The organism is Paenibacillus oryzisoli, from assembly GCF_050467285.1.
GTDB classification, from domain to species: Bacteria; Bacillota; Bacilli; order Paenibacillales; family NBRC-103111; genus Paenibacillus_E; species Paenibacillus_E oryzisoli_A.
This window is the reverse complement of the sequence record NZ_JBCMUN010000045.1, coordinates 21,043-34,823: the sequence shown is the minus strand read 5'-3', so window position 1 is coordinate 34,823 and position 13,781 is coordinate 21,043. Positions and strand designations below refer to the sequence as shown.

Below are 13,781 nucleotides of genomic sequence, written 5' to 3'. Positions count from 1 at the left end.
AAAGAAGCTCCCCCGGCCCTGCCGTCCGGGGGCACGACCGCTTCGCGCCGCGCCGTGCGGGCGGCGCCGGTGCGCTTGGCGCGCTGCGAGCGCCCCTGGGCGAGGGCGAGCGCCTGATCGGCGGCATCGCCCTCGCGGGGCGCCGAACCCTCCGCGGCGGTCCGGGAGCCGCGCTCAAGCTCGAACCGCAGCAGCCCCGGGCTGCGGTCCGAGGTTTCCCGGTGCCAGGTTGGCATACGCTCCTGGCCCGGCAATTGCCGCTCCCCGTCCACGTCGGGGAGCACCGCACTACCGGCGAGCGGCTTCGCCCGCTTCAGCTCGCCGCGATAATCGGCAGGCAGCGGCTGCGCCGCCCCGTTGCCCACCTGCACCCAAAAATACGCCGCAGACGCATCCGCGCCCACAAACGGCGTCAACAGCTCCAGCAGCAAGCGGCACACCTGCGCGACATCCTCGGTATGCTGGGCTTCTTCCACCTGCTCCAGCAATGGAAACGTCCGCGCGATTGCGTCAGCCAGCGCGCTGAACTGCCCCGGCAGCTCGCCGTGCCACGCTTGGCCGGTAAACCAACCGTACAGCAGCAGCACCGCCGCATCGGCCAATTCCCCTTTGCGCAAATGTACCTGCAGCTTATGCGCGTAGTAGCTAGCGAGAATCCGGTGCCGGTGTGCGAAGACCGCTCCCGTCCCCGGGCGCAGCCGACGGCAAATGCGCTCCAGCCGCATATCCTCGCAGAGCGCAAATACGCTATTCGCCAGCTTGGGCATCGATGTACCCGAACTGTAAGCCAGATACCCGCGAACTGCCGCCGCGCCAGTAAACCAGCCGCTGCCCAGCGCGCGTAAATACACATCGGTTTTCATCCCGGCCGTTTTATCCAGCAAGCCGTAATCCCACCAAAATTGGCTCACGGTTAATTTCCGTTCATCCGATGCGTAGTGCGCGTGATAAGCCGCCTCCACCTCGAGCTCTTTGCGCCCAGTAAACAAACGCGCCAAATCCACCAACTGCATATGCAGCTTGGCATCGATTTTTTCGTCCAGCAGACTCAAGCTTCCTACAAACATCGCCTTATAGCAACGTCTCGGCAATATTCATAACCGCCGCACGTTCCCTTTCATCTTCCAATTTATCCGCAATCGCGCGCTGCACCGCACGTCTCGGCGGGATATATGCCGCCAAGTCGCAAGCATCGAGCAAGGCGCGAATCGAACCGGCCTCATCCGGCAGTTGGCCCATTTCAATCAGCGCAAGCAGGTCCGCCGATAGCTGAACGAACGTTCGCAGCAGCTTCTCGTCGCGCAGGATCGAATTTTTATGCAGCAGCATGTGCAGCCCTTCTCCTTGCAGATATGGAACGTCAACTGTCACAAAACGGTTTTTGAGCGCTTCATTCATCGGCACCGTGCCCACGTAGCCTTCGTTAATCGCCGCAATGACGCGAAAATCAGAATGCGCCCTGACCACTTCCCCCGTGAACGGGTTCGTAATCGACCGACGATGGTCCAGCACCCCGTTGATTAACGGCAGCGTCTCCGGCTTCGCCATGTTGATTTCGTCAATATAAAGCAGGTGACCCTTGGTCATAGCCTGCATAATGGGCCCAGGGATAAAAACAATTTCACTTTGCCCGAGCGCATTGAACTGCAGTGTTTTGAACCCCAGCAGCGCTTCGGCATCCAAATCCGTCGAACAGTTGACAGCGTGCATCGGCAGCCCGAAAAGCGCGGAAATATGCTCGGCGAGCTTCGTTTTGCCTGCGCCTGTCGGTCCTTTGAGCAGCACATTTTTGCCCAAATAAATCGCAAGCACGGCATCCGTCACAATATCCTCCGAAGGCGCTTCGTACCCGGCCGTCCCGATCAACCGGCGATCTTCCGGGCTAAGCACCACGGTTTGTTTGTGCTCCAAATGCTGCCTGACTTCTGACGGGAATTGCTTATGCATCATAACGAGCAAAATCCTCTCCTGAAAGGTTATTCCCTAACTATTCTACAGGAGAGCACAGCTTGTCAAGCTCAAGCGTTCGGCCACGGCACTTCAAGCACGCTATGCGCATAGAACGTCATTGGCTGTCCGCAAGACGGACAGCCCGGCTTAGCCGGATAAGCATTATAGGCAATCGCGAGACTGAACGCCGATTCGTAGTTAATCGCGGTCATCACATCCTCTTTATGTACATAGTCGCATGTGCGCGAAGAGCAATACGCGCGAACCTTAAATCTGTCTCCCATACATCCTCCTTCTTTTCCCCCAGCACGCGAAAAATACCGAACGCGCTTCGGCAAATGGCAAAACCCCCAGCTTCAGCTGGAGGCTTTCTTGCTTCCGTCTCCGGCCGCTGCCTGCATCAAGAGGCTCCGTTCGGAAATACGTACTGCACCATCGTATTAAATTCATTGAGATAAGCGTCCATTCGCTTGTTACCCCGCTGCTGCATGTCATAGAACATAAAGCGGTCTACAAAATTCGCGTTCGTGGAAATATAAACGCGGGAATCGGGATAAATGCGCGTCAAAATCCGCTTAATCCCGTTAAGCGTTTCAGGTGCCAGCGGCTTCGCTGTCCGCCAGTCCATTTGCGCGCCAGCGCCAGAACCGAACAAGCCCGCGCCTGTTACCGCGTCCTGCTTGCTCAAGGCACTTTCTTCCCCTTTGCCGGCCTTCGAGCCACCCATGTCCACCGCTACGTAGATGCAGTGATCCGTCATCGCCACATACGTCGAGCCCAGATGCACTTCCTGGATCAACTGGTCGGCCAGCTCCCGATTCATCGCGATTTGCGTATTGCGGTGATTCTCGCCCTCCATCGCCACACTGGTCTGCATCGTCTGCCCCGCTGCTATGTGATGGGCAGACGCTTGTCCGGTTTGCTGCGGGTTCGGGTTCGGCTGCGGCGCTGCCCCTGCGCCAGCATCGTGATGGTCGCCTGCCGCATGGTGCTGAAGCGATGTCCCTGCTGAGGAATGTACTGCGGAGCAACCTGTAAGCGCCATGACACATGCCATTGCCGCTGCACTTTGCTTCATTCTTCTCCCTATCTTCACGTTTAAGCCCCCTACATCGTCATCTATCCGCTCTGTTCTTGCGGTTCTTTGGTATAAGCAATTAAAGCAATTTCGACGCCCAGTTCTTCGTGCATCCGCGATTCCAGCTTTCGCAGATCCGCCAGCAGCTCTTCATGCACATCCAAATTGGCAAATTGATACAAGCCCATTTCCACCGTGCTCTCCCCCTTCTGGTCATCTATTGTTAATATGAACCAATTCTTCGCATTTTAGCCGCAGACGCAATCCCGCTTTTACGATCGTATAAACCAGAGGTAACGCGGAAAAGATGGAAATTAGAACTCATCTGTTTTATCAACAAGGAGACTATTTCGCATGAGGGTTATTATCGCTTATTTCACAATCTTTATCGTCAGCCTGTCGTTCCTCGTCATCACAGATGTCGTAACCGGTATGCAGCTATCGGAAGCTCTGGATGTGCTAAAGGAATCCTTCGATGTATTTGCCCCAGGTGAATATTGGATCATTGGGCTGCTTGTCCTATTCCCGATCCTCCTGGTCATCGCGATGAAATTCAAAAAGAATCCTAACTAAACTTTTCGCATCACAGACTCGATTGAGCACTTTGTGCGTTATCTTTTACTGTTCAAAGAAGTACGGCTTGGTTCGCATCCCGGTCCTTCGGATAAACGCCTTGACCTCGACTTCAACTTTAATTTCTTCAAACTTTTCCGGCCAGACATCTTTCACCTTTTTCCAGTAGGCGGGGTATTCTCGATTAAGCACTTTGTCAAATCCAAGAATATCGCTGCCCGAACGCTGTGCCGTCTTTATCGTTGCTATAATTTCTTGCTTCGTTTCATTCTCCCAATCTTGTTGAATATGCAAAATTTCAGCACGTTTGCTCGGATTCACCTTGCAATGAACTTCTCCTAAACTGCCTTCTTCATCAACTTTTACCTGAAAAATGGGCTGATCTTGTACTATCCGAACCTTAATTTTCGTTTTGGACCGCGTCAATTCAACGGAAAGACCGTTTTGCTTGTTTTCACAAGCTAAATTTGTAACCGTGTTTTTCATTTGATTCTGGACCCAAAGAACCCCCCGCGCTTCTTTTCCATCGAGCCATTTCAGGAGCTTTTTGTTTTTAAACATCGCAATGCCCTCAATTTGAATATAATTCGGCAGTTTCATGTGCGTCAGATTCTCTTTCCCGCTTATTTGCTTAGGCTCCCCGGTGATTCCTACCCCGCTAATTGCCGCCTCGCCGCTGCCAAACAAAGCTTTCAACACATCCGTTACTTTCGTATCCAAGTTTTCCGCATAGATTTTGCTGGTTAACTCCAGTCGCTTTGCAATGCCTTCGGCGGGGTTTTTCTCCATAGGAGTTAAGACGCGAAGAACCTTTTCAGCCGTCGTCCCTCGTGCAATGAGCACATGTGAAGTCAACCGAAGCTCGTGGGATCTTTCGAAGAAATCAAAGAGATCACCAATACCACTCTTCGCTAATTCTTCACCAATCACAACTTGCTGAATATGGGCAAAAAATAATTGTCGGGGAACAAGCTTGGACGTTTTTCGCAATGCCCCGAATAGTGTAGCATCCGAAGCCGTATGAATCACAACCGGCAATGTTGTCACACCGCCTCTAGTTCCAACTGCCGCAGAGTTGGGAATAACCACTTGAAAGGACAATCGGTATTCATCAGTTTTTGGATTCTTATCAATGCCCATCCCGACAACAACCGAAATATTATGAAGTTCTCGTCCATTCCAACATCCGGTGAGCAAGCAAAGCGAAGATAGACACACAAGGATGACACCTTGCTTCATCTTCCACATGTTAATTCCTCCTGGCCGGCTCCTGAGATGACGCCGATGTCGACTCGTTATTATCCATTTGTTGTGGAGGGCTTTGACTGATTAAATGGGGGCGAGAAAAGTACTGCTTTAAAGGAAACTTGAAAAACGTGTCTGTTTGGTCTTCAAGAATAAAGGGGCCGATCGGAGCCATGTAGGGTATGCCAAACGATCTTAATGCGCACATATGAGCTAAGATTATGATACTAAGAATGGTAATGGCATAGAAACCCAAAATGCCCGCTGCTATAATCATCGCGAAACGAAGCAAACGTACCGCGAGTGCCATACTGTACGCAGGTGTGGCAAAGCTGGAAATTCCTGTAATTGACACAACAATCACCATAGCTGGCGAAATAAGTCCTGCTTCTACGGCAGCTTGTCCGAGAACCAACGCACCGACGATAGACACCGCTTGACCGATGGCTCGCGGCATGCGAATACCCGCCTCACGCAAAATTTCAAATGTCACTTCCATGAGAACAGCTTCAACAAATGCAGGAAATGGAACACTTTCCCTCTGGGCCATCAAACTAATAAGCAGCGGCGTTGGAATCATTTCTTGATGATACGTTATGGAAGCAACGAAAATGGAAGGAACGAATAGGGATATTAACAACGCTCCAAATCGTAACAGCCTGATTGCAGTTGCAACTTCAAAGCGCTGGTAGTAGTCCTCCGTGGATTGAAAATGCATAAAAAAAGTGACCGGTGCAAGCAGCACGAATGGCGTTCCGTCTACGAAAATTGCAATTTTCCCTTCCAGCAGATTACCCGCCACCGTATCCGGACGTTCCGTATTATAGAGGGTTGGAAAAATCGTCATCGTTCGATCTTGGATCAGTTGCTCAATGTAGCCCGACTCCAGAATGCCGTCAATATCGATCTTATTCAATCTTTGTTTAATCTCCCCGACGATTTTCTCGTTTGCAAGCCCTTTAATATACATGATGGCAACGTCGGTTTGGGTCACACGACCAAGTTTCATCGCTTCAAGCCATAAATTTGCACTTTTAATTCTTCTTCGAACAAGCGCAACATTCGTTCCGATAGACTCTGTAAATCCTTCCTTGGATCCGCGAATCACGACCTGTGTTGAGGGCTCACTAACGCTCCGTGTCTCTCCGCCTCTGGTTCCACAAGCCAAAACATTCAAACTGCCATCAATAAAAATGACAGTGTCTCCGGATAAAATGGCAAGGATCGCTTGATTCCAATCATCCATAGGTTTGACTTCGCCAATTGAAAGTACATTGTCCCTTATGAGATCAACGGTACTTTTTTCATTAAAGGATCCATCCACCTGGTTTATCTGCGATTCAATCATCAGCCCGTGAATGACTACCTTATTCACCAGTTCTTTGTCAATGACCCCATTCGTATAGACTACGGCCACTTGCGTATTTGTCGCGCTGAAGGTCAATTGGCGAATGGTGATATCCGGACTATGTCCGAGCAGGTTTCTGATGTATGTGAGATTTTCCCCCAGGACTGATGAGAATGGTAGGTTCTCGCTGTCACTTGCAACGGATGTCCCCCCCGTTTTCACATATCCAGCGTTTTGACTTCGAAATTTATTCCAAGGAAACATTGATTGCCCCCCTTCCTCGAAAGTAGCTATCCTCAAACTCCATTCATCCGGTACCGATCAATCCATTTCCGGATTACGACTATGATAAAGATCAGGATAGGAAGGTAGGTATTGAACAAAGGTTGGATAAACAATTCCGATAAATTCCCCTCTTCGCCATGTTCTGGAAAACTCCAGGCTGACATCATGGAAATAAACAAAATAATAATTCCAATGGGATACGCCATTTTCCGTTTCTCGTCAATACGAAAAATATCTGACGCTACACTGATTGCTGCATAGGCATAGACCGTCATTTTAAAGAATACGCCGATAATTAACGTTAAAATGACCATGGCATCTAGTCGCTGTATAAATTCCGCGATATTAACAATACCTATCATCGTGAGAAGTGGAAACACAGCACGCCCATAAATATCGGGACCGAGCACCGCAATCTCAATTGCATGCGTGTAACTTAACATTATTCCGCTGAAAGCCATTGCCGCGATTCCTGCTTTTTTCGCTAACTTGGCATTTTTCATATGGGGCAGGACCGTTGTGAAGGTGATCACTTCCGCAAATGGAAATGAAAACGTAAACGGAAAAGCCGCATGCAGAATCGCTTTCCACCCTCCTGCGTTAATCGGCAGTAAATTTTTATAATCAACGAGCCCGGAGATTAAGATCATAATATGGCTGAATAATCCCAAGCATAAGGTAATGATTAAATAGATTTCTCCGAGTCGAAACAGCACTTCAAGCCCTTTGCGCAAGACATAAATTACACCGATGATCATCGTCAGATGAATGTAGAAGATTGGCGTCATATCATAGGACGTTGTAATCAACAAATCTCCAGCTTCCCGCAAGTTTCTTGACCCGCAATAGATGAAAAAGGAGATATACAGCAAGCTGAGAGGCCACCCGACATAAGCACCCACGATTTTGCGGATATATTGACTCAAAATCATCGTGGGATATTGACGATACAAATAGTCAAATATCAAATACAACACAATACCCGCCGGCAGCGCAATTAGAAGAGATAACCAAGCACCTTGTTCTGCCTGTAATCCCGTAGGGAGTACTAGCGAGGTGCCAAATTCGAATAAAATGATCATCGCGAACAGTTGCTTCGAGCTGATCACCGTTTTATCCTTCATGCTGCCCCTCTCCTTTCTGCCGAAAACTAGATCTGCTTATGCAAGTCGAATGTTACCTTATTATGGCTCAAAGGAGTGGAAACCATTACTATAATCCTGAATCCTTGAAATCAAAAAAAGCCCGACAACCGTCACACGGCCATCGGACTTCTTCCAATGCTATTCTTTTTCTTTATCGCGGGTTTCGTCTATGTCTTGAAGCAATTTCTTTACCGATTCCGGATCGACATGTCCCTGCTCGCGGAACGCCTGCAGCTTGCTCAGCAGGTCTGCTGCAAACGCTTCGTCTTCGTCCTGCTGGGCTTCATGCGAAGGGTCAAACCAGATGTAGAACCCTTCCGGCCCATTCCGTAAAAAAGAGGATCGCCAATGCTCCGGATACGCATACCCCTGCTCGCCGAAAATCATCCCGAGCACATCGTCACTGTCGATCGGCAGCAAATAATGAAACGATTCCGGCTCCCCGGTATTCGTAAAATCGCGATGCATGTACGCATAATGCAAATAATGCTCGCCCGTTTCCGAGTCTTTCGCAATTTCATACAGATCCAGCTCGGTTTGCAGCAGTTCTTTCACCGATACGATGCGTGCCGCGATCGTTTCAGCCGCAATTTTCTGCTGCGCCGTGAGTGAATTATCCATATGAGCCACCTCCTTTCCTATTCAGCCGCCCGCCGCTTGCTCTTGGCGTTATTCGCCGATCGCACCGCGCAGCGAACGCTTCGGCAGCTTCCATTTGTAGAACACGGACAGCATCCGCAGCGTAACAATCAGGACGAACAGCCCTGCCAGCGCGAGTCCTCCCTGCGACCAGCCGAGACCGATCAAGGCGCCGGCGAGCATGCCCCATACCGCATAGATTTCATCCTTGAGCACCATCGGCTTCCGCCCTGCCAACACATCGCGGATGATACCCCCGCCGATCCCGGTCAAGACCGCCGCGACGATAATCGCGCTAAGCGGATGGCCCATATTCGTCGCGTAAAGCGCACCCTGGATGGAAAATGCCGCCAACCCGATCGCATCGAAGAACGCTTCCCACGTTTTCCACAGTCGAATAAACCGCACGGGCAGGAAAAACACAAGCGTCATGGCAAACAATGCAATTTGAAAAAAGAGTCCTTGATCCCACAGAAGTACAATGGGTTTGCCAATCAGCAGGTTGCGCACGATCCCGCCGCCAAAAGCCGTGACCAGTCCTAATACATACACGCCTAATATATCATATTCCTCTTCCATCGCCACAATCGCGCCGCTCACGGCAAACGCGATCGTCCCGATGATACTGAATAACTCCCAATTCACGCGCCTCGCAACTCCTGTCTCTACTCGATGTCCCAGTTCAACTTGATTTCGTCGCCTGTTCGGGAGGAACGGTAAATCGCGTCGAGGATTAAATTGTTCGTATACCCCGTCATGACGGACGTCATCGGCGTCTGGCCAGTGCGGATGCAGTGAAGGAAATGCTTCACCATATTCACGCGCGGTTCATCGTTATCAGGAGCCGGCAGCTCAATATCGACCTTCCGATCGAATTTCTCAGCAAGCAGCTTGCCTTTGTTGCCTTTCAAATAGGCGCCGCCTTCTGTTCCCAGGAGCTGTACGCTCGGCAGGCCGTCGTTTTCCAGCAGCCCTGCCCACGATACGTCAAGGGAAAGCGTTTCGCCGTTTTCAAATTTAATCAGAGCCGTCGCAAAATCTTCGACATCAAAATGGCCGTTCCAATTTGGTGCGCCCCAGGTACCGATACCTTGCTTGCGCGGTCCAAATTCCGAGTACGTCGCGCCGTAGACGGACACCGGCTTTGGATTGCCCATCAAGTAGAGCGTCAGATCCAGCATATGTACGCCAAGGTCGATCAGCGGGCCGCCGCCGGACTTGTCCATTTGCGTGAACCAGGTGCCCCAGCCCGGAATGCCTTTTCTGCGCAGGTACGTTGCTTTGGCATGATAAATATGGCCGAGCGCGCCCTTCTGGGTCTGCTCCTTGATCGCCAGCGCGACGGCATCCCAGCGGAGTTGATGCGGGATCATCAAGATTTTGCCGGACTTGCGCTCCGCTTCCACAATGCGTTTGGCGGACGCCAGATCAATCGCCATCGGCTTCTCGAGCAGCACGTGCTTGCCCGCTTCCAGCGCTTGCACCGCAATCGGCGCGTGCCATTCATTCGACACCGCGATCACTACCGCGTCAATCGAAGAATCGGCCAGCATTTGATCTGCGTTGTCGTACACACGTTCAATGCCGTGCTCTTTCGCTCTGGCCTGCGCCAGCGGCAAGTAGGCATCGGTCACTCCTGCCAGCACGAAGTCAGGTACAGCTTTAAATGTTTCCATATGGACGTTCCCGATATTCCCGGAGCCGATGATGCCGATACGGATTTGTTTGTTGTCAGTCATGCGAATGGACCCTCCAGAACCTGTTTTTCACCAATCTTATTCATTATAGATGGGGCTGTTCATTGCTGCAACGAGTTTTTAACTGTGATGAAATTTATCTTTTGGGAACTAGCCCAGTATCGTTATTATTTACATATACTGTATTGCTAAAACTTTCTTAATAGTTGAGCGCAAACATCTTTAACATTTGAAATGTATCCTTAAGACATGAGCAAGGCAGTTAGTAAAGGAGGTAAGCACTATGCAAGCAATCACGATTAAGTTTAAAAACAAACTGATTCCGGTTATGAATTTCACTCATAAACGATCCCATATGGAGCTGCTCTCAAGCAAGTTAACGGAGCTGGAGTTCAATTTCGAGTTTCGCAGAAAATTAAAAATGATCTCGATGATCGAGATCATTGGGGATGTTGCGATTTTTAAATACAACGACGGCACAAAGCTGTACCTCGAAGTTTCTTAACATTTTCAGCATTAATTGACGCTTGGAAAATAATCTTGGTGAAGCTGCTCCAGCTCTTGGAGCGAACGTTTCGCCCACGCTGCGTATTCCGGTTTCTTTTCCAATTCGGCAAGCTTCGCCATCTGATCCTGCAGCGCGCTGTGCAGCGACGCCTTGTAATCGGGAACCGCACCTGCATACGGACGAATCGTCGACAGCGGCATCAGCGCGATTTCCTGATGGGCCAGTGCACGTCTCTGATGGAAAAACGGAACGCCGGGATCCATCGGGTTGTGCAAGTCCCCCTGTGTCGGATGAATGTTGACGGCGAGAATTTTCACTGCCGCTTTCATGCTGTTGGTCAACTCTACGACTTCACCGTAGTACATACCTGTTTTGTATTCGGCAGTAACCAAATCGCCAATTTGAATGCTCATGTAGGATCGACCTCATTTTCGGGTGGGCTAGGCTGTAAGAACATGGTAAGCCTGCGATATAGTTCATCGACGGATTGCATCCGGTAAAGCATCTGTTTCTCCGCTCCCGGCCGAATCATGGCGATGCAGGGAACGCTTGTAATCTGCCACTGGGTGGTCACGAGCGGCATATAATTGATGTTGCCTTTGACGATCGGCAGCGATGGATTCATGGTCAAGAGAATCGTCAGCATCCGCTCCGTCAATTGACAAGTGCCGCACAGCGGCGTATATAGCAGAACGGCGAAAGGCTGCAAGCTCGCATCATCGGCGCGGGTAAGCAGCTCTTTTTGCGTCAGCTCTTGCATAGGGCTATTCCTTTCTCTCATCCAGCCAGATCAGGCTTTCGAGGGCGTGCGTGATCAGATCCGGAAAATCGTCCAATTGACTTTCATCGACCTTGCGTCCGAAGGACAGTGTAATCTGGTTGCGGTAGGTTTTCTCCGGCTGGCCGTACGTGTACGAAAGCTGCTGGGTAATTTGCGGCCGGTGCGCCCAGATTGCGCTTAACCCTGCGTCAATCTTCGGGCAATCGCGATCAGGCTCGTTTATGCTGGCGTAGAACTTAATCAGCAGCGTGCACCCCGGCTTGGCGTTCGGATTCTCGAGAATTTCTGCTGCCAGGTCGCTGAGATGGACATGCAAATAAATTTCCGCCCGGCTGGGCTTGTCCGCACTCCTCGCAAATTCAATCGCAAACGTGCGCGACATCGAGGAGAGATCAATGCGGTCCTCCCTGCGCGTAATGATGATTCTGCCTTCCAAATCGTAATCGTAGACAGCGCCTTCCAGTACGACTTTGATGTTGTCATAGATCGTTGGATCAAACACCTGCGCACCTTCTTTCATCTTTCCTTTGATTCGATTATACTATAAGCATACCACGTAAAAGAAGGTGTTCCTATGTCAGACAAGCCGTTAGAAGGGCAAGAGCAAACCCCTGGGGTTAAAAAGGTCAGCCTGGCCGAAGCCATGAAGCAAAAGCTCGCCCAAAAGAAAGCTGATCAAGCTGCAGCTCGTGCAAATCCTAAACAAGCAGGCGGTATGAACCAAACCGCGAAAAGCCAAATGACCAAAAAAGTCAACAATCAACGTCGCCGCACAGGCGGCAGCTAGAGCACCACGTCCGCTGCCGGTTCACGGCAAGCAATGCAAAATCAAAGCGCCCTGCACATCATGTGCCAGGGCGCTTTGCCGTTATCGTGCCTGCAACAGCTTACGCATAGTGCGCTTCTTGCTGCTTTTTAATCTCGTCGCTCTCCAGGTACTCGTCGTACGTTATCATCTTGTCGATGATACCTTTCGGCGTCAGCTCCATGATGCGGTTCGCAATCGTTTGGATGAACTGGTGGTCATGGGAAACGAACAGCATCGTGCCGTCAAAATCAACAAGACCGTTATTCAGCGCCGTGATGGACTCGAGATCCAAGTGGTTCGTCGGCTCGTCGAGAATCAGCACGTTCGCGCCGCTCAGCATCATTTTGGAGAACATGCAGCGTACTTTTTCGCCTCCGGACAGAACGTTCGCTTTTTTGAGCGCCTCTTCCCCGGAGAACAGCATACGGCCTAAGAATCCGCGGAGGAATGACTCATCCGGATCTTTGGAGTACTGACGCAGCCAATCTACCAGCGATAAATCGGAGTTGAAGTAATCCTGACTGTCTTTCGGGAAATACGCCTGCGACGTCGTGACGCCCCATGTATACGTTCCGCTGTCCGCTTCCAGTTCGCCCATCAAAATTTTGAACAGCGTCGTTTTCGCGATACCGTCCGGTCCGACAAAGGCCACTTTATCCCCTTTGTTCAGGGTAAAGGACACGTTGTTCAACACTTGCACGCCGTCAATCGTTTTGGAAATGCCTTCAACCGTCAGCAACTGCTTGCCGGCTTCGCGCTCGCCTTTGAAATGAATGAACGGATATTTGCGGGAGGATGGACGAATATCTTCAAGCGTAAGCTTTTCCAGCTGCTTTTTACGGGAAGTCGCTTGCTTCGATTTGGACGCGTTCGCACTGAAACGAGCGATAAACGCTTCGAGCTCTTTCCGCTTCTCTTCTGTTTTCTTGTTGGCGTCGCGCGCCAAACGAAGCGCCAGTTGACTGGATTCATACCAGAAATCGTAGTTGCCGACATACATTTGGATTTTGCCAAAGTCAATATCCGCGATGTGCGTACATACTTGGTTCAAGAAGTGACGATCGTGAGATACGACGATAACGGTGCCTTCAAAGCGGGAAAGGAAGTTTTCCAGCCATTTAATGGACTCCATGTTCAAATGGTTGGTAGGCTCATCGAGGAGTAGAATGTTCGGGTTGCCGAACAAGGCTTGTGCCAGGAGAACGCGGACCTTTTCGTTGCCGTCCAGATCTTTCATCTTCGTATCATGCAGCGATGTCGGAATACCAAGGCCGATCAATAGCTCTGCCGCATCGGATTCCGCTTGCCAGCCGTCCAGATCCTGGAATTCGCCTTCCAGCTCAGCCGCGCGCATTCCGTCTTCTTCAGAGAAATCTGCTTTCGCATAGAGCGCGTCTTTCTCTTCCATAATTTTGAACAGTCTCGCATGACCCATGATGACCGTTTTGAGCACTTCGATTTCATCGAATTCGTAGTGGTTTTGTTTCAGGACCGCCATGCGCTCGCCGGGCGTAATGTTGACTTCGCCTGTATTCGGTTCAATTTCACCGGACAAAATTTTCAGAAATGTGGATTTACCCGCACCGTTCGCTCCGATGAGCCCGTAGCAGTTGCCCGGCGTGAATTTAATGTTGGCATCTTCGAAAAGAGCTCTCTTGCCGTAACGAAGCGTTACGTTATTTACGCTAATCATTGAATGAAATACCTGCCTTTTTGCTTATTTT

Annotated in this window: 17 protein-coding genes and 1 pseudogene; 3 read left to right on the top strand and 15 right to left on the bottom strand. The window is 50.5% G+C overall.

The features are described from left to right. The 5 genes and pseudogenes from ABE504_RS33090 to ABE504_RS33070 all read right to left on the bottom strand — a co-directional run. A pseudogene (locus tag ABE504_RS33090) lies at positions 1-1,091 on the bottom strand (nitric oxide reductase activation protein NorD); the annotation flags it as partial. Next, the gene (locus ABE504_RS33085) at positions 1,072-1,950 is read right to left on the bottom strand and encodes an ATP-binding protein (protein WP_430097002.1); all 879 of its coding nucleotides are present in this window, start codon (positions 1,948-1,950) and stop codon (positions 1,072-1,074) included. The gene ABE504_RS33085 and the pseudogene ABE504_RS33090, both read right to left, overlap by 20 nt. Before the next feature lie 68 nt (positions 1,951-2,018). Beyond that, positions 2,019-2,234 (bottom strand): hypothetical protein, encoded by a 216-nt coding sequence (locus tag ABE504_RS33080; protein ID WP_430097001.1) that lies wholly within the window; start codon positions 2,232-2,234, stop codon positions 2,019-2,021. A gap of 116 nt (positions 2,235-2,350) precedes the next feature. Then, positions 2,351-3,046, bottom strand: a complete 696-nt coding sequence (locus tag ABE504_RS33075) for a hypothetical protein (protein WP_430096999.1) — start codon at positions 3,044-3,046, stop codon at positions 2,351-2,353. A 23-nt stretch (positions 3,047-3,069) separates the two neighbouring features. After that, the gene (locus ABE504_RS33070; RefSeq protein ID WP_430096998.1) at positions 3,070-3,222 is read right to left on the bottom strand and encodes a hypothetical protein; all 153 of its coding nucleotides are present in this window, start codon (positions 3,220-3,222) and stop codon (positions 3,070-3,072) included. A gap of 160 nt (positions 3,223-3,382) precedes the next feature. Between ABE504_RS33070 and ABE504_RS33065 the strand changes: the two genes are divergently transcribed. After that, positions 3,383-3,601, top strand: coding sequence for a hypothetical protein (locus ABE504_RS33065; protein WP_430096997.1), 219 nt, complete (start codon positions 3,383-3,385; stop codon positions 3,599-3,601). A gap of 45 nt (positions 3,602-3,646) precedes the next feature. On the opposite strand, the gene ABE504_RS33060 is transcribed toward ABE504_RS33065, so the two are convergent. The 6 genes from ABE504_RS33060 to ABE504_RS33035 form a co-directional block, all read right to left on the bottom strand. Further along, the gene (locus tag ABE504_RS33060; RefSeq protein WP_430096995.1) at positions 3,647-4,849 is read right to left on the bottom strand and encodes a Ger(x)C family spore germination protein; all 1,203 of its coding nucleotides are present in this window, start codon (positions 4,847-4,849) and stop codon (positions 3,647-3,649) included. Position 4,850: 1 nt separating this feature from the next. After that, positions 4,851-6,458 carry a spore germination protein gene (locus tag ABE504_RS33055; protein ID WP_430096993.1) on the bottom strand — a complete coding sequence of 536 codons (1,608 nt, stop codon included), beginning with the start codon at positions 6,456-6,458 and terminating at the stop codon, positions 4,851-4,853. 32 nt (positions 6,459-6,490) lie between these two features. Continuing rightward, a complete protein-coding gene (locus tag ABE504_RS33050) occupies positions 6,491-7,603 on the bottom strand; it encodes a GerAB/ArcD/ProY family transporter (protein ID WP_430096991.1) in 1,113 nt (370 codons plus the stop codon). A 159-nt stretch (positions 7,604-7,762) separates the two neighbouring features. Next, entirely contained in the window at positions 7,763-8,245 is a 483-nt protein-coding gene (locus ABE504_RS33045) for a hypothetical protein (RefSeq protein ID WP_430096990.1), read from the bottom strand. Positions 8,246-8,293: 48 nt separating this feature from the next. Continuing rightward, positions 8,294-8,908, bottom strand: coding sequence for a trimeric intracellular cation channel family protein (locus ABE504_RS33040; RefSeq protein WP_430096989.1), 615 nt, complete (start codon positions 8,906-8,908; stop codon positions 8,294-8,296). 20 nt (positions 8,909-8,928) lie between these two features. Next, on the bottom strand, positions 8,929-10,002 hold the full coding sequence (locus ABE504_RS33035; protein WP_430096988.1) for a Gfo/Idh/MocA family protein: 1,074 nt from the start codon (positions 10,000-10,002) through the stop codon (positions 8,929-8,931). 241 nt (positions 10,003-10,243) lie between these two features. Here ABE504_RS33035 and ABE504_RS33030 point away from each other — a divergent pair, with 241 nt between their 5' ends. After that, the gene (locus ABE504_RS33030; protein WP_430096987.1) at positions 10,244-10,465 is read left to right on the top strand and encodes a hypothetical protein; all 222 of its coding nucleotides are present in this window, start codon (positions 10,244-10,246) and stop codon (positions 10,463-10,465) included. Between the two features lie 11 nt (positions 10,466-10,476). Here the strand turns inward: ABE504_RS33030 and kapB are convergent, their stop codons facing one another. From kapB to ABE504_RS33015, 3 genes are read right to left on the bottom strand one after another with little or no spacing between them, the layout of a single operon-like run. Further along, complete coding sequence (kapB, locus tag ABE504_RS33025; protein WP_430096985.1) at positions 10,477-10,881, bottom strand: sporulation phosphorelay system protein KapB; 405 nt, start codon at positions 10,879-10,881, stop codon at positions 10,477-10,479. Beyond that, positions 10,878-11,228, bottom strand: coding sequence for a thioredoxin family protein (locus ABE504_RS33020; protein ID WP_430096983.1), 351 nt, complete (start codon positions 11,226-11,228; stop codon positions 10,878-10,880). Before ABE504_RS33020 ends, kapB begins: the two co-directional genes overlap by 4 nt. Positions 11,229-11,232: 4 nt before the next feature. Beyond that, positions 11,233-11,751 (bottom strand): hypothetical protein, encoded by a 519-nt coding sequence (locus ABE504_RS33015; RefSeq protein WP_430096982.1) that lies wholly within the window; start codon positions 11,749-11,751, stop codon positions 11,233-11,235. Between the two features lie 72 nt (positions 11,752-11,823). Between ABE504_RS33015 and ABE504_RS33010 the strand changes: the two genes are divergently transcribed. Further along, positions 11,824-12,036: a hypothetical protein gene (locus ABE504_RS33010; protein WP_126144031.1), complete on the top strand. Its 213-nt coding sequence runs from the start codon at positions 11,824-11,826 to the stop codon at positions 12,034-12,036. A gap of 100 nt (positions 12,037-12,136) precedes the next feature. Here the strand turns inward: ABE504_RS33010 and ABE504_RS33005 are convergent, their stop codons facing one another. Continuing rightward, complete coding sequence (locus ABE504_RS33005; RefSeq protein WP_430096981.1) at positions 12,137-13,750, bottom strand: ABC-F family ATP-binding cassette domain-containing protein; 1,614 nt, start codon at positions 13,748-13,750, stop codon at positions 12,137-12,139. Positions 13,751-13,781: the final 31 nt, after the last annotated feature.